Origin of the sequence: Staphylococcus sp. HMSC13A10 (assembly GCF_001808005.1) — a bacterium.
GTDB classification, from domain to species: Bacteria; Bacillota; Bacilli; order Staphylococcales; family Staphylococcaceae; genus Staphylococcus; species Staphylococcus pasteuri.
This window is the reverse complement of sequence record NZ_KV791842.1, coordinates 94,240-115,632: the sequence shown is the minus strand read 5'-3', so window position 1 is coordinate 115,632 and position 21,393 is coordinate 94,240. Positions and strand designations below refer to the sequence as shown.

Genomic DNA, 21,393 nt, shown 5'->3' with positions numbered 1-21,393 from the left:
ATTTATATTGTAATAATTGGAGTAGAAAAAGTTCGCCACAAATGATAATTGTGACGAACTTTTCATATATTTAGTTAAAATTGAAATGTTATTATTTAATAATATCTATTAATTCTTTTTTAGAGGCTGCGCGGGCTGGTATCCAACCGAAGACAACACCAATAAGCGTTGATACGCCTACAGCCAAGATGACTGAACTTATACTAACTGAACTTTTAACCATATCTGGTGTTACCATGTCGACCACTGTGGCAATGATAATGCCTAGAATTAATCCAATAATACCACCGAGTAGACAAAGTACGACACTTTCAACTAAGAATTGTATTTCAATGTCTCGTCCTTTAGCACCGAAGGCACGACGTATCGCAATTTCCTCTGTTCGTTCTGTAACAGAAATATACATCACATTCATGACACCAATACCTGCGATAAATAGTGAAATACCTGCGACTGCTGCCACAAAGTATGTGATGGTATCTAAGACTTTACCAATGCTTTTCATCATTTCTTCGTTATCATTAAAACTATACTGGCCATTTGAAACACCAGTTCCTTTTTTATTCAGTTCTTTTTCAACTTTTTTACCGATCTCTTTTTTATCTTCGCCATCATTGACCTTTACTTGTATTTGAGGTGTTCCTTGAGACAGGTTACTCATATAATGGTCAGCTGTTTTCGTTGGCATTTGAACAACCGTTTCGAGAGGCATGCCACTCGCATCTTGGCCGCTTGCATCACCAACACCAACGACTTTAAAGCCTTCCCCATTAATATAAATTGATTTTCCTACCGCACTATCTGCATTATGAAAGACTTTTTTAGCGACTTTATTATCTATAACCACAACTTTTTCCTGTGTGTCATTATCATCTTTTGTAAAACCATGTCCATGATCAACGTCTGAGACCTGGCTCGCTTTTTTCAAATCAACATCGCCACTTCCATGAGTATTTGTAATTTTAGCGGCATAAGTACTATCTTTACTTTCCTTTACTTTCGCGCTTTTAACACCTTTAACTTGTTCTACAACACTGAGATCTTCTTGTTTAAACGGGTTGTCTTTAGGTGCACTCATATCTTCTGTCATATAAGTAATCATGGCTTGGTCTTTACCTGCACCTGCATCATCAAATTGTTCATTGGTTGTCTTTTTGAAACCATTACCCAATGCCATGATCGTAATAACAGCAGCAATACCGATAATAATCCCTATCATCGTAAAGATATTACGGCGTTTATTTTTTAAAATAGAGCGAAAGGCGACAGACAAAATATTAGAAAAGTTACTCATGCGCCAACACCTCTTCCTCTTTCACACGACCATCCAAAATGTGAATGATACGATCCGCTTTGTTAGCGACCTCACGATCATGGGTTACCATAATCATGGTTGTACCTTTTTCTTTATTTAACGTTACGAATAAATCCATAATGTCTTTTGATGTTTTTGAATCAAGAGCCCCTGTAGGTTCGTCAGCAATGACAAACTTAGGTTCATTGATAATGGCTCTTGCGATGGCTACACGTTGTTGTTGACCACCTGATAATTTATTAGGAAGTAAATCTTCTTTGTTGTGAAGGCCGACATCTTCTAATCCCTTCATTACTTTATCTTTACGTTCTTTACTACCCATTCCATTGTATATAAGTGGGATGCTTACATTTTCAAGAATCGTATTATTTTGAATAAGTTTAAAGTTTTGAAAGACAAATCCTACCGTATGATTACGAATGGTTGCGAGTTTATTATCTGAACTTTTTTTATAATTTTCACCATTAAAAAGATATTCACCTTCATAACCACGATCAATAAATCCAAGGATATTGATGAGGGTACTCTTACCTGAACCGGATGGTCCCATAATAGCGATAAATTCCCCTTCATCAATATGGATATCAATATCTTTTAAGATATGATTCGTTTCATCACCGTTTTTGAAGTGTCGATTGATTTTTTTCAATTCAATCATGATGACACCTCAACTTTTTCTCCATCGTTTAGATTACCTTTAGGATTTTTGATGACTTTGTCACCTGCTTTAAGTCCTTTTTTCACAATAATTTGGCCATTACTGCGATCAATTTTAATATCACGTTTATGAACTTTATTATGTTTATCTAGGACAAACACATCGTTATCTTTTGTTAACACATTATTAGGTAATTTCTTAGTTTTTAAAGGAATTTTAGCATCCATAGAGAATCCAGCACGTACAGGGATGTCTAAATCACCAATAATGACATTATATTTAGACGTATCTCCTTCTTTACCGCCAGAAGGATTGTTAACTGTTGGATTAGAAGCTTGGGCTGCACTTGCGCCTTCTTCACTATCTTCGCCTTGACCTCCAGCACTTGCCTGAGCTCCACTTGATTCACCACTCGCGCTATCATCATAGCTAGTTGGTAGTTCATCTACTTTAAGGATTTTACCTTTGCCTTTTTTACCGTTACTATTCACGGTTACATCAACCTCGTCACCCTCTTTGATTTTATCGACATCAAATTCAGTAACCGTTGATTTAATTTGTGGATTGTCTGAAATCAATTGTAGAACAGGTTGACCATCACCAGCATCTTCACCATTTTTAATATTTACCTTACCGTCAAATGATGCATAAATACTGTCATTCATTTGTTTATCATGTTGTGATAATTGTTGTTGTGCTTCATTAAGTGAACTTTGATCTTGCGTCAATTTAGACTGTAGTTGATTGTTATTTGGACTTTGATTGATCTTTTGATAATCATCGTTCACTTGTTGTTGTGCTTGATCAACTTTATTTGCGAGTTGTTGGCGTTTACTATTATTCGTGTCGTAGCTTAAGAGACGGTCGCCTTGTTTAACCTTTTGACCATCGTCTACGGCAGGACTTTGGAATGTGCCTATTTGGCTATTGTTGTTATATGTTTTGACTGATTTGGGAGATGCTTTACCTTCCAAACTAATCGGTGTTTCTTTTTTAACTGTATATGTATCGTATCCCTTACTATCTTTATCGTCAGAGCTTGTTGATTGCTTTGCGATAAATGCGGCAATGATAAGAAGTAAGATAATTGCCACGCCAATAATACTCCATAATAGTTTCTTATTCATATCCTATGCTCCTTAAAATGTATTATATTTTGCATGATAACACACTTTAATTATTATATATATTGAATTTAAGGATATTTAAGTTATTTTTAAGTTTGAGATTAATGAAATGTTTTTAATATTATTTTTACTTAGTCTATTTATTATACTTATTCAAAATAAAAATTGATATTTTAAATATTAGTTAACAATGTTATTCTGTTAATAAATATTAAAAAAGGAGAGATACATAAATGGAACAATCTAATGCAGCACAGACTGAAGAAGCGACAAGTTCTAACTTACCTTTTGTTGATCACTTTAGAAAAATCCGTCAAAATCCTAAATGGATAGTGAAATTAATTGTACTTATTGTGTTATCTATTATTTTAGGACTTTTAACTGCACATATAACTGACAACACCAAAATGCTCAAAGATATGGGAATGAGCCAATCTGAAATTGATAAACAAAACCAATTCAATTTAGCAGTTACTATTGGACAATCAATTGGTGGTCTTATCCTAGGATTATTAATCACATTTGTTATTTTCTTAGTTATCTCTAAAATTATGAAATCTGATGCACAAGCAATACATATTTTTTCTGCATCTATCTCTTACTTAATCATTACAACTTCATTTTCAATTATTGTTTATGCGATACAAGCATTATTTGGTCTTACAATTCCAGAAACTCAATTAGATAGCCTGAATATATTCGACAAGGGTAATAATTATTTATCCGCCTTTAGTTTATCGAATTTATTAGCTGCCTATGTTATTTTTACAGTTTATTACGGTACAAGTAAACTTTCTAAAAAAGCATCTATTATATGGGCAGTCATTGCCTTAATCGTGATGGTTGGCTTTACGCTAGGAGGAGCTGCGTTTACAGAATCTATGAAAGGCTTAGCTAATATGCAATAAAATTAATTATCCTGGGACATAGGAAAGTGTCTCAGGATATATTTATGTATGAGTATAGTTAATCGAATTGCGATAATCTATCTCTTTAAAATAGCTTTCATAAGACTTCCTTTAGACTATCCCCTTATTCTAGACAAATTAAAAACGCCCTCTACCCAGGACGTCGTAAAATTATATATCATAAGCTTTTAAAGCAACGCTCAACATATTTTCTATATACTCTTTAGTTAGTGATTGTGGTTTAATTAAAATATTAAAATAAATAGGTGAAAAAATAATATCTATAAATAAATCTTGGTCGGCTTCATCAATATCCTTACTAATAATTGACTTTAAAATACTTCTATTACGTTCAAAGTATTCTTTCATAAACTTATTTTTTGCTTCAGTTTGCTGATTACTAATTAGAATTTCTATCACTGCACTACCTAAAGGTGTCTTGTAGATGTTCATTATTTTGATTAAAAAGTCATATAAATTATCAAATACAGTATCGAATTCTGGCTCAATGATACGTGATTGGTCGACAAACATATCAACAATCATTGATTCTTTGTCTCTCCATCGACGATAAATCGTTGCCTTTGATACGCTTGTATTTTCAGCAATCTGATCAATGGTCATATCTTTAAAATGTGTTGTTTCTAATAAACGATTAATTTCTTGATAAATTTTTTTATTTACTGTTGGGTCTTTCGGTCTTCCAGCCATATTTTTCCCTTCTTTTTCGTGCAATGACTTCCACGATTTCAAATATTATAAATGCACTAACAAACCATACTATAAATCCAACAATAATGCTAAGCAACCAAATATTTGTTACCTTTAGCATGCCCCATGTAGCTAATATACTGAATAAAACACCAGTCATTCCGAAAATCGCACCTCTACTGACATGCATAGCTACTTTATTTCCATATTGCATACCAGATATAAACATAGACACTAAAAAGACTGCAGGAAACGTAGCAAAAATACCTCCAAATTCTTTCCAAGGAAGTACTACTGATACGATGTAACTGACTAATACTGCTAAGCCTCCAACTAAAAACTTAATTATTGTTAATTTCATCAAAAATGTACCTCCCTTTTTATAAATGTCTGACTACAAAAATAGCTACAGAAATAATAAACCAACATAATACGGCAAATACTGTACCACTCTTATAATCTTTCTTTTTTATAAAAATTGAGGTGAAAAATACAGTTAAAATACAGGAGATAATACCGACAATTGCACCTGTACTTAAATGCATAGACATTTTAACGAGCGAATCTCCACGATGATCTATAGCTAATGCTATTACTGCTGCTAAGTAGACTGCAGGCATTGTTGCTATTATACCTCCTAATTTACCACCAACTTTGTCAGCAATAATAGAAGCTAATGCTACTGCAAACCCACCAATGACAAAATGAAGTATCGCACTTGAAATAGATATTCCGAACACAATAATCCTTCTTTGCTAATTATTAAACGAAACGTTTCGTTTACTTTTAGTTTAAAACTGTCCTACTATCTTGTAAAGATTAAAATAAATATACCTAATTTTCTAATTATTAACGTTTGATACAGCCGTCCATTAGGTCTTTTCTAATTAGTATCAACATAAAAAACTCCTTCCGTCAGTTACAGACAAAAGGAGTTATCGCTATTTCTTATATATTCTTATTTTAATTTCATAATAATCATCATGATCTCTATCTTTTTGTTCAACATATAAACCTGATTGTTGTATAGCTTCGATACTTTTACCTACTTCATCTCGCGCTTGTGTCACATCTTGTGAAAATTGGAATGATTGTGCTTTAACCTTTTCAGGACCAGTTTTTTGGCGAACTTTATCTTCTGTTTGTTTCACATTTAATTTCTGTGCTATGACTTGTTCAATCAATTCTTCTTGATCTTCATGTGATAGTACAAGGACAGCTCGAGCATGGCGTTCTGTTATTTTACCTTCTCTTAATCGTGTAATAACATTAGGTGCTAATTTAAGTAAACGTAACTTATTGGCAATAAAACTTTGACTCTTACCTAGACTTTTAGCCAATTCACTTTGTGTCACATCACCAAGTTCAAGTAGTTTTTTATAGGCTTCCGCTTCTTCAACGACGGATAAATTTTCGCGTTGAATATTTTCAATAAGTGCAACAACTGCAGTTTCCTCATCATCCATATCGCGAATAATCACATCTGCTTGAGACATATTTAACGACTGCATTGCTCTAAATCTACGTTCACCAGCAATGATTTCAAACATATCTTCTTCGATTGGTCTTACTACAATTGGCTGTAATAATCCATGTTCTTTAATAGATTCAGCAAGTTCATTGATTTTACTTGGTTCAAATACTTGTCGTGGTTGATAACGATTAGGTACGATACGTTCAATATGAATGGACTCAACATTATTATTTCGGTCTTCTTCAATAGAACCCATGATGTCATCTTTGTTTTTTAAACCAAATAATTTTGAAAAAGGTTTCTTCATAATCCATTCGCTCCCTCTCATTTATTTCTATATCATCACATCTTACTTTTCAAGTAAAGGGGATTTATTGGGTGTACCGGGTTTTCTCGGGTATTTCTTAGATGTTTGTCGTCGTTTATCAATGACAATCATTTGTCTTTCTCCTGCATCTTCTGGTAATTCAAAGTTAAACGTCTCTTTCACGTTACCACCTAACACATTAATCGCAAACTTGGCTTCATCTAACTCTTCTTCGCCTTTAGATGATTTTAAAGCTATAAATTGTCCGCCTTTTTTAACTAATGGTAAGCATAATTCACTTAGTACTGTTAAACGGGCTACAGCACGAGCAGTAACGATATCGTAAGACTCCCTGTAGTCTCCTTTACCAAATGTTTCTGCGCGATCGTGAACAAAACTTACATCCTGTAGTCCTAAAGCATCTGCTAAGTGGTTTAAAAATTGAATACGTTTATTTAATGAATCAACAATAGTAACTTTTAATTCAGGAAAAATAATTTTCAATGGAATACTAGGGAAACCTGCACCTGCACCCACATCACATAAAGTTAATGGTCCATTAAAGTCGTAATAAAAACTAGGTGTAATGGAATCATAAAAATGTTTTAAATAAACACCATGTTCATCGGTAATACTTGTTAAATTCATTTTTTCGTTCCATTCAACAAGTAACTGATAATATGTCTGAAATTGTTCTTTTTGAGTGTTAGATAATTCGATGTCGTGTTCTTTTAATTTCTCAGATAGCCATTCTATACTCATTATTGATTCACCCTTTGAAGTTTACCTTGTTCTAAATACACAAGTAAAATTGAAATATCTGCTGGATTTACACCTGAAATTCTTGATGCTTGTGCAATGTTTAATGGTTTAACTTCAGCTAATTTTTCTCTTGCTTCAGAAGCTAAGCTATCCACTTTACTATAATCTAAGTCTTCAGGTATTTTCTTTTTCTCCATGCGTTTTACTTTTTCAACTTGTTGTAATGATTTATTGATGTAACCTTCATATTTAGTTTGAATTTCAACTTGTTCTTCAACATCTGAAGGTAATTGATGGTCTTCTTCTAAAATTTCTAGAATAGTATTGTAAGTCATTTCTGGTCTGCGTAATAAATCAATTGCTAAAATACCATCTTTAAGTTTAGAACCATTATTTGCTTCAATTATAGATTGAGTATGTTCATTTGGTTTAATACGAATTTCAGTTAATCTTTGAATTTCATCTTTAATTTGTTGACGTTTGTGGTTGAATTTTTCATAACGTTCGTCAGAAATCATACCTAATTCATAACCTAAATCAGTTAAGCGTAAATCAGCATTATCATGACGTAGCAATAAACGATATTCTGCACGTGATGTTAATAAACGATATGGTTCGTTAGTTCCTTTAGTTACTAAGTCATCAATTAAAACGCCGATATAAGCGTCAGAACGACTTAAGATAACTTCCTCTTTACCTAATACTTTCGCAGCAGCATTAATTCCTGCCATAATACCTTGTCCAGCCGCTTCTTCATAACCAGAAGTACCATTGATTTGACCTGCAGTATAAAGATTTTTAATCATTTTCGTTTCAAGTGTTGGCCACAATTGAGTTGGAACAATTGCATCATACTCAATAGCATAACCTGCGCGCATCATGTCTGCTTTTTCTAGACCTGGGATTGTTTCTAACATTTGTCTTTGAACATGTTCAGGTAGACTTGTTGAAAGTCCTTGTACATAAACTTCATTAGTATTACGTCCTTCTGGCTCTAAGAATAGTTGATGACGTGGTTTGTCATTGAAACGTACAAATTTATCTTCAATTGAAGGACAATATCTTGGTCCAGTTCCTTTAATCATACCTGAGTACATTGCTGATAAATGTAAGTTATCATCAATAACTTGATGCGTTTTATCATTTGTATAAGTTAACCAACATGGTAATTGATCTAAAATGTATTCAGTTGTTTCATAACTGAATGCACGTCCAACTTCATCACCTGGTTGGATTTCAGTTTTTGAATAATCAATTGTTTTAGAATTTACACGTGGTGGTGTACCTGTTTTAAATCGTACAACTTCGAAACCTAATCCTCTTAAGTTATCTGCTAATGTCACAGATGGTAATTGGTGATTAGGACCACTTGAATATTTCATATTACCAAGAATGATTTCACCGCGTAAGAATGTACCTGTTGTTACAACAACAGCTTTAGAACGGTATTCAGTACCAATATTTGTACGTACACCTTTAACTTCTTCATCTTCAATAATTAATTCATCTACCATACCTTGCATGATATCTAAATTTTCTTCGTCTTCAAGGACATTTTTCATTTCTTGTTGGTATAGTACTTTATCTGCTTGGGCACGTAATGCTCTTACAGCAGGTCCTTTACCAGTATTCAGCATACGCATTTGGATATGCGTTTTATCTATTGCTTTTGCCATTTGTCCACCTAATGCATCTATTTCACGTACAACTATTCCTTTAGCTGGGCCACCAACAGATGGGTTACATGGCATAAAAGCGATATTATCTAAATTGATTGTTAACATTAATGTTTTAGCGCCACGTCTTGCTGATGCTAAACCTGCTTCAATACCTGCATGGCCTGCACCAATTACAATTACATCATATTCTTGAACCAATTGTTTAACCTCCTTATTGATCGTAAATCTATATACATCTCACATTTTGATTTTATTTTTGACTGCCTTTAATCATGTAAATCCTTATTTTCCTAAGCAAAATTGACTAAATAATTGATCGATAAGTTCGTCACTTGCTGACTCACCAATGATTTCACCTAGTATTTCCCAAGTGCGGGTTAAATCGATTTGTACCATATCCATCGGAATACCAGATTCTGCCGCATCAATCGCATCTTGAATAGACTGTCTTGCTTGTTTAAGTAATGAAATATGTCGTGAATTTGATACGTATGTCATATCTTGGTTTTGAACATCTCCACCAAAGAATAGATCTCTGATTTGTATCTCTAATTCGTCAATACCTTCTTGTTTTAACATAGACGTTTGAATTAATGGTGTGTCACCAATCATTTCTTTTACTTCATTTATATCTAAATTCGTTTCTAAATCTGTTTTATTGATAATAACAATGACATCTTCATTTTTAACGACATCATATAACGTTTGGTCATCTTCTGTTAATGCTTCATTATTGTTTAATACAAATAAGATTAAATCTGCTTGACTAAGTGCTTTACGAGATCGTTCAACACCTATTTTCTCAACGATATCTTCAGTATCTCGAATACCTGCTGTATCTACTAATCTTAATGGTACGCCTCTGACGTTAACATATTCTTCAAGTACGTCACGTGTGGTACCAGCTACTTCAGTCACAATCGCTTTATTGTCTTGAATAAGGTTATTTAACATGGAAGACTTACCTACGTTTGGTCGACCTACAATAACAGTTGAGAGTCCTTCCCTCATAATTTTACCTTGAGCGCCTGTTTCTAGTAATTGATTAATTTCTTGTTTTATACGTTTAGATTGTTGCAATAAAAACTCTGTGGTTGCATCTTCTACATCGTCATACTCAGGATAATCAATATTCACTTCTACTTGTGCGAGTATCTCTAATATTGATTGACGTTGACGTTTAATTAAATCACTCAAACGACCTTCAATTTGATTCATCGCTACTTTAGAAGCACGATCTGTTTTAGAACGAATAAAATCCATTACTGCTTCTGCTTGAGATAAGTCAATTCTTCCATTTAAGAAAGCTCGTTTTGTATATTCACCTGGTTCAGCAATACGTGCACCATGTGTCATTGTTAATTCTAAAATACGATTAATTGTTAATATACCGCCATGACAATTGATTTCGATGATATCTTCTCTAGTAAAAGTTTTAGGTGCCCTTAAAACTGAAATCATAACTTCTTCAACTGTTTCTTTAGTATCCGGATCAATAATATGACCGTAATTAATTGTATGTGAATCTACTTCTGCTAATTTTTTCTTACCTTTATATAACTTATCGCCAATTTCAATTGCTTGTGGACCTGAGAGTCTCACAATACCAATTGCACCTTCACCCATTGGCGTTGAAATACTAGTTATTGTATCAAAATCCATTGTTAGGCTGGCCTCCTTATTCAAGTAAATTTTCAATATTATATTGTAAATTGTTTCTTTTTAAAAAGCTATTATCTTGTTTTGAAATAGACAGGTTAGACTTAGGGTTGTCTGAGGTTATACTTAGGGTTGTCTAAAAGTCCGCCCCTTTTTCTCTTCCCCCACCCTACTTAATCTTCTTATTAAATACTTTAGCTATTTTGAGAACATGTTCTAAGCTTCCTTGTATTTCTAATGTCGACATATTTTTTGCAGGATGTCTTGCAATAACTATAATATCTTTCGAGATCATATCTTGTTTATGAACTTTAAAATTTTCTCTTATCGCTCTCTTAATTCTATTTCTTGTGACAGCATTTCCTATCTTTTTTGAAACACTAATGCCTAAGCGAAAATGTTCTTGTTCACTATTGTCATAGGTATATACAACGAATTGTCTATTTGCAACAGACTTTCCTTTTTTATATATCTTTTGAAAATCTGAATTCTTTTTTATACGGTACGCTTTTTCCACCAAACATCACTCGCTTATTAAATTCTCTTACTGCATTATTATAACTCATTTCATTTTTTAACTAAAAATAAACCAGCATTTATCGGGAAAACGCTGATTTCAATTGAAGTCTAGTTGTATCATTTATCTGAAGTTAGTTAGCTTTTCTTATTCTAAACGAAAAAAAAGACCACTGATGAGTCAGTGATCTTATGCAGATAATACTTTACGGCCTTTACGACGACGACGCGCTAAGACTTTACGGCCATTTTTAGTGCTCATGCGTTTTCTGAAACCATGAACTTTACTATGTTTACGTTTATTTGGTTGATAAGTACGTTTTACCATGCAAAACACCTCCATCTTTATTAAGTTATCTAACATCTCCAGGATTAAACTTCCTGATAAATTTCATAGATAGATAAATTGTTAAAGTGTGTAACTATTAATGTAATAGCAACAAAACTTATATATAAGAGATACCTCTTATTGACTGACTGCTATAAGAAATTCTTGGTTTAATATACTTATTATCTAGTCATATTTCAAGCAACTACTACAATATAACAAATTACTACTTATAAAGCAAGCTCATTTTAATACGCTATTACGATTTAATCTTAACTATAATTCGTGATTTTTTATTTTCTTAAAAACATAGCCTCTTATTCATATTCATTTTTCATACAGCTTTATAAATTATTTCCCAAACTGTTATAGTCCCTTATTTTCATTATTAATAAGTATGACGTTGAGTTATCCACTTATCAACAGTGATTCGTGTTTTCTGTGTGGATAATTACTATACTATGCACAAGTTTACACATCTTTTACGAACATATTCACAGTCATTTGACATCTATCTGACTGAAAAAGTATAATTGTGTGGATAAGTCGTTTAATCATTGATTTTATAAGGATTTATTTCTTAGATTTATATACAAAAAGTCTGTGAACAAATCATAGTATGAATTAAGTTATCCACTATCTGTGATTAACTTGTGGATAATTATTAACATGCTGTGATTATTTTTATCCACGGGTGTTATTTTTGTGTATAACTAAAAATTTTTGAGAAAGATGGAGTTATTTATGTCTGAAAAAGAAATTTGGGAAAAAGTATTAGATCTTGCCAAAGAACGAATTTCAAAAATAAGCTTTGATACCTTCGTAAAAGATACGCAACTCTATTCACTCCAAAATGACGAAGCCATCGTATTAGTAAGTGAATCATTTAATGCGAGTTGGCTAAATCAAAAATATAGTGAGATTATGCAAAGCATCATATATGACGTCATTGGTTATGAGGTTAAACCACATTTTATAACTGAAGAAGAATTGTCTAAATATATGAACCCAGATCAAAAACAACCTGAACCAACTTCTACTAAAGAACAAACAACTTCACATAATGTTGAAAACCCAGGTGGTATCGAACAATTTAATACACATAATACGTTTGATACATTTGTTATTGGTCCAGGCAACCGCTTCCCACACGCAGCCAGTTTAGCCGTAGCTGAAGCACCAGCAGAAGCATATAATCCTTTATTTATTTATGGTGGAGTTGGATTAGGAAAGACCCATCTTATGCATGCGATTGGGCATCATGTTTTAAGTAATAATCCTAATGCTAATGTGATTTATACATCTAGTGAGAAATTTACGAATGAATTTATTAAATCTATTCGTGATAATCAAGGTGATGCATTTAGAGAGAAATACCGTAATATCGACGTATTATTAATCGACGATATTCAGTTCATCCAAAATAAGGAACAAACCCAAGAGGAATTTTTCCATACATTTAATGAGCTACATAATAATAGTAAACAAATAGTTATTTCAAGCGATCGCCCACCTAAAGAAATCTCTAAACTATCAGATAGACTTCGTTCACGTTTCGAGTGGGGTTTAATCGTGGATATCACACCACCAGACTACGAAACACGAATGGCTATTTTACAGAAAAAGATAGAAGAAGAAAATTTAGATATACCAATGGAATCTCTAAATTATATTGCTAATCAAATTCAATCCAATATTCGTGAACTCGAGGGTGCGCTAACACGTTTGTTGGCTTATTCACAACTTCAAGGTAAACCAATAACAACTGAATTAGCTGCTGAAGCTTTAAAAGATATTATTCAAGCACCTAAATCTAAAAAGATTACAATTCAAGATATTCAGAAAGTGGTAGGTCAATACTACAATGTACGTATTGAAGACTTTAGTGCTAAAAAACGTACTAAATCCATTGCCTATCCAAGACAAATCGCGATGTATCTTTCAAGAGAACTAACAGATTTCTCATTACCTAAGATTGGGGAAGAGTTCGGCGGTCGTGATCATACTACTGTGATTCACGCTCACGAAAAAATTGTAAATGATATTAAAGCAGATCCAACATTCAAACAAGAAGTAGAGAATTTAGAGAAAGAAATTAGAAATCAATAGTTGGGAAATAATTTTAAATATTAAGCTGTTATAATACAGCTATAATTTAAGATTGAATTTAACTCTAAAAGGGAATAATTACATCGAATATTTTATTTCGCTTATTTTTTCTTTTATAAAGCTAACAGAGATAATCAACTTGTGGATTGTGGACAATGTTGAAAAGGTGTACACAGTATACACACTTTATCCACATGTGTGTAACTTTGGCACGTCAGACTTAATGTCACTTATCCACTAATTCACAAGCCCTACTACTATTACTATGAATTTAAAACCTATATAATTATATATAAACGACTGGAAGGAGTTTAAATTTTAATGATGGAATTCACTATTAAAAGAGATTATTTTATTAATCAATTAAACGATACACTAAAAGCTATTTCACCAAGAACTACATTACCTATACTTACAGGTATTAAACTCGATGCTAAAGATAATGAAGTCATCTTAACTGGTTCAGATTCTGAAATCTCAATTGAAATCTCAATCCCTAAACAAGTAGATGGTGAAGATATTGTAGATATATCAGAAACTGGTTCAGTCGTACTTCCTGGTCGTTTCTTCGTTGATATTATCAAAAAGTTACCAGGAAAAGACGTTAAATTATCTACTAATGAACAATTCCAAACGCTAATTACATCAGGTCATTCTGAATTTAACTTAAGTGGTTTAGATCCAGATCAATATCCATTATTACCTGAAGTATCTAGAGACGATGCAATTCAATTATCTGTAAAAGTATTAAAAAATATCATTGCACAAACGAATTTTGCAGTGTCCACCTCAGAAACACGCCCAGTATTAACTGGTGTGAACTGGCTTATACAAGATAATGAATTAATATGCACAGCAACTGACTCACACCGCTTGGCTGTAAGAAAGTTGAAATTAGAAGATACATCTGAAAACAAAAATGTCATCATTCCAGGTAAAGCATTATCTGAATTAAATAAAATTATGAGTGACACTGACGAAGATATTGATATTTTCTTTGCATCTAACCAAGTGTTATTCAGAGTGGGACATGTCAATTTCATTTCTCGTTTACTTGAAGGTCATTATCCTGATACAACTCGTTTGTTCCCTGAGAACTATGAAATTAAGTTAGGTATTAACAACGGTGAGTTCTATCACGCAATTGATCGTGCATCATTATTAGCCAGAGAAGGTGGCAATAATGTTATCAAGTTAAGTACTGGAAACGAATTAGTTGAATTGTCTTCAACATCTCCAGAAATCGGTACTGTTAAAGAAGAAGTGACAGCAACTGATGTTGAAGGTGGAAATCTTAAAATTTCTTTCAACTCAAAATATATGATGGATGCTTTAAAAGCCATTGATAATGATGAAGTTGAAGTTGAATTCTTTGGTACGATGAAACCATTTATCTTAAAACCAAAAGATGACGATTCAGTAACACAACTTATATTACCGATTCGTACTTACTAAAATATGTTATAGATCAAAAGGAAAAAAGCTGAGACACAAATATTTGTCTCAGCTTTTTTATTTTATTTGAGTTTTAAAGTATGTGAACCTCTGTATAAGCTTAAGGAAAAATTTTTAGGAGGAATTTATCGTTTCAGAAAAAACGAAGCAAATATCGCCTTTAAAATTAAAAAATGATAATGTAACTCTCGAAAATCGTATTAAAATGTGCTTTAAAAATAAAAATAGAAAATTATCACATTAAGTAAACGTTTACTTTCTTTGTTTTACATGAAATTTAAGCGCAAAACAGGTATAATATATTAATGACATAAAAAGAAATGGAGTGATGAATTTGATTCAAGAAGTTGTTGTAGAAGGTGACATTACTTTAGGTCAATTTCTGAAAACAGAAGGTATTATTGAATCAGGTGGACAAGCGAAATGGTTCTTACAAGATTTCGAAGTTTTAATCAATGGGCAACGTGAAGTAAGACGTGGCAAAAAATTAGAACATCATGACCGTATCGATATACTTGAATTACCTGAAGATACAGGTGCCTTTTTAATCATTCACCAAGGTGAACAATGAAACTAAATACACTCCAATTGGAAAACTATCGTAACTATGAAGAAGTTACAATCGATTGTCATCCTGAAGTGAATATTCTCATTGGCGAGAATGCACAAGGAAAGACGAATCTCCTTGAATCAATTTACACTTTAGCTTTGGCAAAAAGCCATAGAACTTCAAATGATAAGGAACTCATACGTTTTGATTCTGAGTATGCTAAAATAGAAGGTGAGCTAAATTATAGACATGGCACAATGCCACTAACGATGTTTATTACTAAAAGAGGTAAGCAAGTTAAAGTTAACCACTTAGAGCAAAGCCGACTAACACAATATATCGGACATCTAAATGTGGTGCTTTTTGCACCAGAAGATTTAAACATCGTTAAAGGAGCACCTCTAGTACGTCGTCGTTTTATAGACATGGAGTTGGGACAAATTTCAGCTGTCTATCTAAACGATCTTTCTCAATATCAACGTATTTTAAAACAAAAGAATAATTACCTTAAACAATTACAAATTGGAAATAAGACTGACACAACTATGCTAGAAGTCTTAAATGAGCAATTTGCAGAGTATGCGTTGAAGGTAACGTTACGTCGAGAACATTTTATTAAAGAATTAGAACAATTAGCTCAACCCATACATGCAGGTATTACAAACGAGCGTGAGCAATTAGCGCTCAAATATTTACCAAGTTTGAAAATAAGCAATCACGACCGATCGGAATCAGAAATGCTTGAAGAAGTGTTGGCATTACTTAATGACAATCTTCAAAGAGAAAAAGACCGCGGTGTAAGCCTGTTTGGACCTCATCGTGATGACTTAGGTTTCAATGTTAATGGCATGGATGCACAAACATATGGGTCACAAGGACAGCAGAGAACAACTGCATTGTCTATTAAGCTAGCAGAAATTGAATTAATGAATATAGAAGTTGGAGAATATCCAATTTTATTATTAGATGATGTGTTAAGTGAGCTAGATGATTCTCGACAAACACATTTATTAAGCACAATTCAACATAAAGTACAGACATTTGTAACTACGACATCCGTAGACGGTATTGATCATGAAATCATGAATAACGCTAAGTTATACCGTATTAATCAAGGTGAAATTATAAAGTAACAGAAAGTGATGGTGAATACATTGTCAGATGTAAACAACAATGATAATTATGGTGCTGGCCAGATCCAAGTACTAGAAGGACTGGAAGCGGTTCGTAAACGACCTGGTATGTATATCGGTTCAACTTCAGAAAGAGGATTGCACCACTTAGTATGGGAAATTGTTGATAATAGTATTGACGAAGCGTTAGCAGGTTATGCTGATGAAATTAACGTAACAATTGAAAAAGATAATTGGATTAAAGTTACTGACAATGGACGTGGGATTCCAGTTGATATTCAAGAGAAAATGGGACGCCCAGCAGTTGAAGTTATCTTAACTGTACTTCACGCCGGAGGTAAATTCGGTGGCGGTGGATATAAAGTCTCAGGTGGTTTACATGGTGTTGGGTCATCTGTAGTAAACGCCTTATCAGAAGACTTAGAAGTATATGTACATCGTAACGAAACAGTTTACCACCAAGCTTATAAAAAAGGTGTACCACAATTTGATCTAAAAGAAGTTGGTAGCACTGATAAGACAGGTACAGTCATTCGCTTTAAAGCAGATAGTAGTATCTTTACTGAGACAACTGTTTACAACTATGAAACATTACAACAACGTATTCGTGAATTAGCTTTCTTAAACAAAGGAATTCAAATCACTTTAACTGACGAACGTGATGAAGATGAAATTAGACAAGATTCATATCACTATGAAGGTGGTATTAAGTCTTACGTAGAAATGCTAAATGAAAATAAAGAACCGATTCACGGCGAGCCAATTTATATTCATCAATCTAAAGACGATATCGAAGTAGAAATTGCGATGCAATATAATAAAGGCTACGCAACTAACCTATTAACATATGCTAATAACATTCATACGTATGAAGGTGGTACACATGAAGATGGTTTCAAACGAGCATTAACACGTGTACTAAACAGTTATGGTATGAGTAGTAAAATTATCAAAGAAGATAAAGATAGACTTTCAGGTGAGGATACACGTGAAGGTTTAACAGCTATCGTTTCTATCAAACATGGTGATCCTCAATTCGAAGGTCAAACTAAAACGAAATTAGGTAACTCAGAAGTTCGTCAAGTAGTAGACAAATTATTTGCTGAATACTTTGAACGTTTCTTATATGAAAATCCTAATGTGGCTAGAATTATTGTTGAAAAAGGTATTATGGCATCTCGTGCGCGTGTAGCAGCTAAAAAAGCACGTGAAGTCACACGTCGTAAATCAGCTTTAGAAATTTCAAGTTTACCTGGTAAACTTGCTGATTGTTCAAGTAAAAACCCAGAAGAAAGTGAAATATTTATTGTCGAAGGTGACTCTGCCGGTGGGTCTACAAAATCAGGACGTGACTCAAGTACACAAGCAATATTGCCATTAAGAGGTAAAATCCTTAACGTTGAAAAAGCACGTTTAGATCGTATTTTAAATAACAATGAAATTCGTTCTATGATTACTGCATTTGGTACAGGTATTGGCGGAGAATTTGATATTTCAAAAGCACGTTATCATAAAATTATTATTATGACAGATGCCGATGTAGACGGTGCGCATATTAGAACATTATTATTAACATTCTTCTATCGTTTTATGAGACCACTTATAGAAGCGGGCTATGTATACATTGCACAACCGCCATTGTTTAAATTAACACAAGGTAAACAAAAATATTACGTCTTTAACGAGAGAGAATTAGATAAATTAAAAGAAGAATTGAATCCAACACCTAAATGGTCAATTGCACGTTACAAAGGTCTTGGTGAAATGAACGCTGATCAATTATGGGAAACAACAATGAATCCAGAACATCGTGCAATGCTTCAAGTATCTTTAGAAGATGCGATTGATGCCGACCAAACATTTGAAATGTTAATGGGAGATGTTGTTGAAAATCGTAGACAATTTATCGAAGATAACGCAGTCTATGCCAACCTAGATTTCTAAGTAGAAATGAACTGAACTTTTGAAGGAGGATCTCTTGATGGCTGAATTACCTCAATCAAGAATTAATGAACGAAATATAACCAATGAAATGCGCGAATCATTTTTAGACTATGCAATGAGTGTTATCGTTTCTCGTGCATTGCCAGACGTCAGAGACGGATTGAAACCAGTTCATCGTCGTATTTTATACGGATTAAATGAACAAGGTATGACACCAGACAAATCTTATAAAAAATCAGCACGTATTGTTGGGGACGTAATGGGTAAATATCACCCCCATGGTGACTCATCAATTTATGAAGCAATGGTAAGAATGGCACAAGAATTCAGTTATCGTTATCCATTAGTTGATGGACAAGGTAACTTTGGTTCTATGGATGGTGATGGAGCTGCTGCCATGCGTTATACCGAAGCACGTATGACTAAAATCACTTTAGAACTTTTACGTGACATCAATAAAGATACAATTGATTTTATTGATAACTATGATGGTAATGAAAGAGAGCCGTCAGTCTTACCTGCTCGTTTTCCTAACTTATTAGTAAACGGTGCTGCAGGTATCGCGGTTGGTATGGCAACAAATATACCACCACATAATTTAACTGAAGTCATTGATGGTGTCTTAAGTTTAAGTAAGAATCCAGACATCTCTATTAGCGAATTAATGGAAGATATCCAAGGTCCTGATTTTCCTACTGCAGGTCTTATCTTAGGTAAAAGTGGTATTAGACGTGCTTATGAAACAGGTAGAGGTTCTATACAAATGCGTTCACGTGCTGAAATCGAAGAACGCGGTGGCGGTCGTCAACGTATCGTAGTTACAGAAATACCTTTCCAAGTAAACAAGGCACGTATGATAGAGAAAATTGCTGAACTTGTTCGTGATAAGAAAATCGATGGTATTACTGATTTACGTGATGAAACAAGTTTACGTACAGGTGTAAGAGTTGTTATTGATATTCGTAAAGATGCAAATGCTAGCGTTATATTAAATAACTTATATAAACAAACACCATTACAAACATCATTTGGTGTGAATATGATTGCCCTAGTTAATGGCAGACCTAAACTAATCAATCTTAAAGAAGCATTAGTACACTACTTAGAACATCAAAAAACAGTCGTACGTAGACGTACTGAATATAATTTAAGAAAAGCCAAAGATCGTGCGCATATTTTAGAAGGTTTACGTATAGCGCTAGATCATATCGATGAAATTATTACGACGATTCGTGAATCTGAAACAGATAAAGTCGCAATGGAAAGCTTGCAAGAACGATTTAAATTGTCTGAGCGACAAGCACAAGCCATTTTAGACATGCGTTTAAGACGTCTGACTGGTTTAGAAAGAGACAAAATTGAATCAGAATATAATGATTTATTAGCATATATCGATGAATTAGAAGCTATTCTAGCGGACGAAGAAGTGTTATTACAATTAGTTCGTGACGAATTAACAGAAGTTAAAGAACGTTATGGTGACGAACGTCGTACAGAAATTCAACTTGGTGGCTTAGATGACATTGAAGATGAAGACTTAATCCCAGAAGAACAAATTGTTATTACTCTAAGTCATAATAACTATATTAAACGTCTCCCTGTATCTACATATCGTGCACAAAACCGTGGCGGTCGTGGTGTACAAGGTATGAATACTTTAGAAGAAGACTTCGTGAGTCAATTGGTTACGTTAAGTACACACGATAACGTCTTATTCTTTACAAATAAAGGACGCGTATACAAACTTAAAGGCTATGAAGTACCAGAACTTTCTCGTCAATCTAAAGGTATTCCAATTGTGAATGCCATTGAACTTGAAAATGATGAAAGTATTAGTACAATGATAGCTGTTAAAGACCTAGAAAGAGAAGATAACTACTTAGTGTTTGCTACACGTAAAGGTATCGTTAAACGTTCATCATTAAGTAATTTCTCTCGTATTAACAAAAACGGTAAAATTGCGATTAACTTTAAAGAAGATGATGAGTTAATTGCGGTTAGACTGACAGATGGTGAAGAAGATATCCTCATCGGTACAGCACATGCATCATTAATTCGCTTCTCTGAAAAAGCGTTACGTCCACTTGGTCGTACAGCAGCAGGTGTGAAAGGTATTACCTTACGTGAAGGTGATGAAGTTGTTGGCTTAGATGTTGCTCATGCTAATAGCGAAGACGAAGTGTTAGTTGTTACTGAAAATGGTTACGGTAAACGTACACCAGTTAGTGAATACCGATTATCTAATCGTGGTGGTAAAGGTATTAAAACTGCAACGATTACAGAACGTAATGGTAATATCGTATGTATTACTACAGTAACAGGTGAAGAAGACTTAATGGTTGTAACAAACGCAGGTGTGATCATTCGTCTTGATGTACATGATATTTCTCAAAATGGACGTTCTGCACAGGGTGTTAGACTTATGCGTTTAGGTAACGAACAATTCGTTTCTACAGTTGCTAAAGTAAAACAAGAAGACGAAGCAGATGTAGAAGATGAGAACGAAGAAAGTACTCAAAATGATCAAACTGGACCTAGCAATGAAGAAGTCATTGAAGGTGGCGCACCTGGTCAAGCTATTCAAACAGAAGTTACTGACGAAGAACAAGATAATTCAGATAACGATGAACGTATCGATGTAAGACAAGACTTTATGGATCGTGTCAATGAAGACATTGAAAATGATTCAGACGAAGATAATGAAGAAGAATAAAATTAAAATATAGACTAAAAATAAGACTTCCCTATAATAAGGGAA

Annotated in this window: 19 protein-coding genes; 7 read left to right on the top strand and 12 right to left on the bottom strand. The window is 33.5% G+C overall.

Going from position 1 to position 21,393, the window contains the following annotated elements; genetic code table 11:
• Window positions 1-91 precede the first annotated feature (91 nt).
• The 3 genes from HMPREF3125_RS02810 to HMPREF3125_RS02800 are packed head-to-tail and all read right to left on the bottom strand — an operon-like array spanning window position 92 to window position 3,100.
• A complete protein-coding gene (locus tag HMPREF3125_RS02810; RefSeq protein ID WP_070451778.1) occupies window positions 92-1,294 on the bottom strand; it encodes an ABC transporter permease in 1,203 nt (400 codons plus the stop codon).
• Window positions 1,287-1,973 (bottom strand): ABC transporter ATP-binding protein, encoded by a 687-nt coding sequence (locus HMPREF3125_RS02805; RefSeq protein WP_070451776.1) that lies wholly within the window; start codon window positions 1,971-1,973, stop codon window positions 1,287-1,289. The genes HMPREF3125_RS02810 and HMPREF3125_RS02805 overlap by 8 nt, the downstream gene beginning before the upstream one ends.
• Entirely contained in the window at window positions 1,970-3,100 is a 1,131-nt protein-coding gene (locus HMPREF3125_RS02800; RefSeq protein WP_070451774.1) for an efflux RND transporter periplasmic adaptor subunit, read from the bottom strand. The genes HMPREF3125_RS02805 and HMPREF3125_RS02800 overlap by 4 nt, the downstream gene beginning before the upstream one ends.
• A 233-nt stretch (window positions 3,101-3,333) precedes the next feature.
• On the opposite strand from HMPREF3125_RS02800, the gene HMPREF3125_RS02795 reads away from it, so the two are divergent.
• Window positions 3,334-4,008 (top strand): YIP1 family protein, encoded by a 675-nt coding sequence (locus tag HMPREF3125_RS02795; protein ID WP_070451773.1) that lies wholly within the window; start codon window positions 3,334-3,336, stop codon window positions 4,006-4,008.
• Window positions 4,009-4,179: 171 nt separating this feature from the next.
• Here HMPREF3125_RS02795 and HMPREF3125_RS02790 read toward each other — a convergent pair whose 3' ends face one another.
• The 9 genes from HMPREF3125_RS02790 to rpmH form a co-directional block, all read right to left on the bottom strand.
• Window positions 4,180-4,719 carry a TetR/AcrR family transcriptional regulator gene (locus HMPREF3125_RS02790; protein ID WP_070451771.1) on the bottom strand — a complete coding sequence of 180 codons (540 nt, stop codon included), beginning with the start codon at window positions 4,717-4,719 and terminating at the stop codon, window positions 4,180-4,182.
• A complete protein-coding gene (locus tag HMPREF3125_RS02785; RefSeq protein WP_029056637.1) occupies window positions 4,685-5,080 on the bottom strand; it encodes a DUF3147 family protein in 396 nt (131 codons plus the stop codon). The genes HMPREF3125_RS02790 and HMPREF3125_RS02785 overlap by 35 nt, the downstream gene beginning before the upstream one ends.
• 19 nt (window positions 5,081-5,099) lie before the next feature.
• Window positions 5,100-5,459, bottom strand: a complete 360-nt coding sequence (locus HMPREF3125_RS02780) for a DUF3147 family protein (RefSeq protein ID WP_070451769.1) — start codon at window positions 5,457-5,459, stop codon at window positions 5,100-5,102.
• Window positions 5,460-5,660: 201 nt separating this feature from the next.
• Entirely contained in the window at window positions 5,661-6,500 is an 840-nt protein-coding gene (gene noc, locus HMPREF3125_RS02775; RefSeq protein WP_017636718.1) for a nucleoid occlusion protein, read from the bottom strand.
• Window positions 6,501-6,542: 42 nt separating this feature from the next.
• Window positions 6,543-7,262 carry a 16S rRNA (guanine(527)-N(7))-methyltransferase RsmG gene (gene rsmG, locus HMPREF3125_RS02770; RefSeq protein WP_017636719.1) on the bottom strand — a complete coding sequence of 240 codons (720 nt, stop codon included), beginning with the start codon at window positions 7,260-7,262 and terminating at the stop codon, window positions 6,543-6,545.
• Window positions 7,262-9,139, bottom strand: coding sequence for a tRNA uridine-5-carboxymethylaminomethyl(34) synthesis enzyme MnmG (gene mnmG, locus HMPREF3125_RS02765; protein ID WP_070451767.1), 1,878 nt, complete (start codon window positions 9,137-9,139; stop codon window positions 7,262-7,264). The genes rsmG and mnmG overlap by 1 nt, the downstream gene beginning before the upstream one ends.
• An 84-nt stretch (window positions 9,140-9,223) precedes the next feature.
• Entirely contained in the window at window positions 9,224-10,603 is a 1,380-nt protein-coding gene (gene mnmE, locus HMPREF3125_RS02760) for a tRNA uridine-5-carboxymethylaminomethyl(34) synthesis GTPase MnmE (protein WP_017636721.1), read from the bottom strand.
• Between the two features lie 166 nt (window positions 10,604-10,769).
• Window positions 10,770-11,117 (bottom strand): ribonuclease P protein component, encoded by a 348-nt coding sequence (gene rnpA, locus HMPREF3125_RS02755; protein WP_017636722.1) that lies wholly within the window; start codon window positions 11,115-11,117, stop codon window positions 10,770-10,772.
• Window positions 11,118-11,306: 189 nt separating this feature from the next.
• Window positions 11,307-11,444: a 50S ribosomal protein L34 gene (rpmH, locus tag HMPREF3125_RS02750; RefSeq protein ID WP_000240855.1), complete on the bottom strand. Its 138-nt coding sequence runs from the start codon at window positions 11,442-11,444 to the stop codon at window positions 11,307-11,309.
• A gap of 744 nt (window positions 11,445-12,188) precedes the next feature.
• On the opposite strand from rpmH, the gene dnaA reads away from it, so the two are divergent.
• From dnaA to gyrA, 6 genes are all read left to right on the top strand, one after another.
• A complete protein-coding gene (gene dnaA / locus HMPREF3125_RS02745) occupies window positions 12,189-13,553 on the top strand; it encodes a chromosomal replication initiator protein DnaA (protein WP_017636723.1) in 1,365 nt (454 codons plus the stop codon).
• A gap of 321 nt (window positions 13,554-13,874) precedes the next feature.
• Window positions 13,875-15,008, top strand: coding sequence for a DNA polymerase III subunit beta (gene dnaN / locus HMPREF3125_RS02740; RefSeq protein ID WP_083279965.1), 1,134 nt, complete (start codon window positions 13,875-13,877; stop codon window positions 15,006-15,008).
• Window positions 15,009-15,333: 325 nt separating this feature from the next.
• A complete protein-coding gene (gene yaaA, locus HMPREF3125_RS02735; protein WP_176745273.1) occupies window positions 15,334-15,579 on the top strand; it encodes a S4 domain-containing protein YaaA in 246 nt (81 codons plus the stop codon).
• On the top strand, window positions 15,576-16,691 hold the full coding sequence (gene recF / locus HMPREF3125_RS02730; RefSeq protein WP_029056643.1) for a DNA replication/repair protein RecF: 1,116 nt from the start codon (window positions 15,576-15,578) through the stop codon (window positions 16,689-16,691). The genes yaaA and recF overlap by 4 nt, the downstream gene beginning before the upstream one ends.
• A 9-nt stretch (window positions 16,692-16,700) precedes the next feature.
• Window positions 16,701-18,635 carry a DNA topoisomerase (ATP-hydrolyzing) subunit B gene (gene gyrB / locus HMPREF3125_RS02725; RefSeq protein WP_026083451.1) on the top strand — a complete coding sequence of 645 codons (1,935 nt, stop codon included), beginning with the start codon at window positions 16,701-16,703 and terminating at the stop codon, window positions 18,633-18,635.
• A 37-nt stretch (window positions 18,636-18,672) separates the two neighbouring features.
• On the top strand, window positions 18,673-21,348 hold the full coding sequence (gene gyrA / locus HMPREF3125_RS02720) for a DNA gyrase subunit A (RefSeq protein WP_029056644.1): 2,676 nt from the start codon (window positions 18,673-18,675) through the stop codon (window positions 21,346-21,348).
• The last annotated feature ends 45 nt before the right edge of the window (window positions 21,349-21,393 follow it).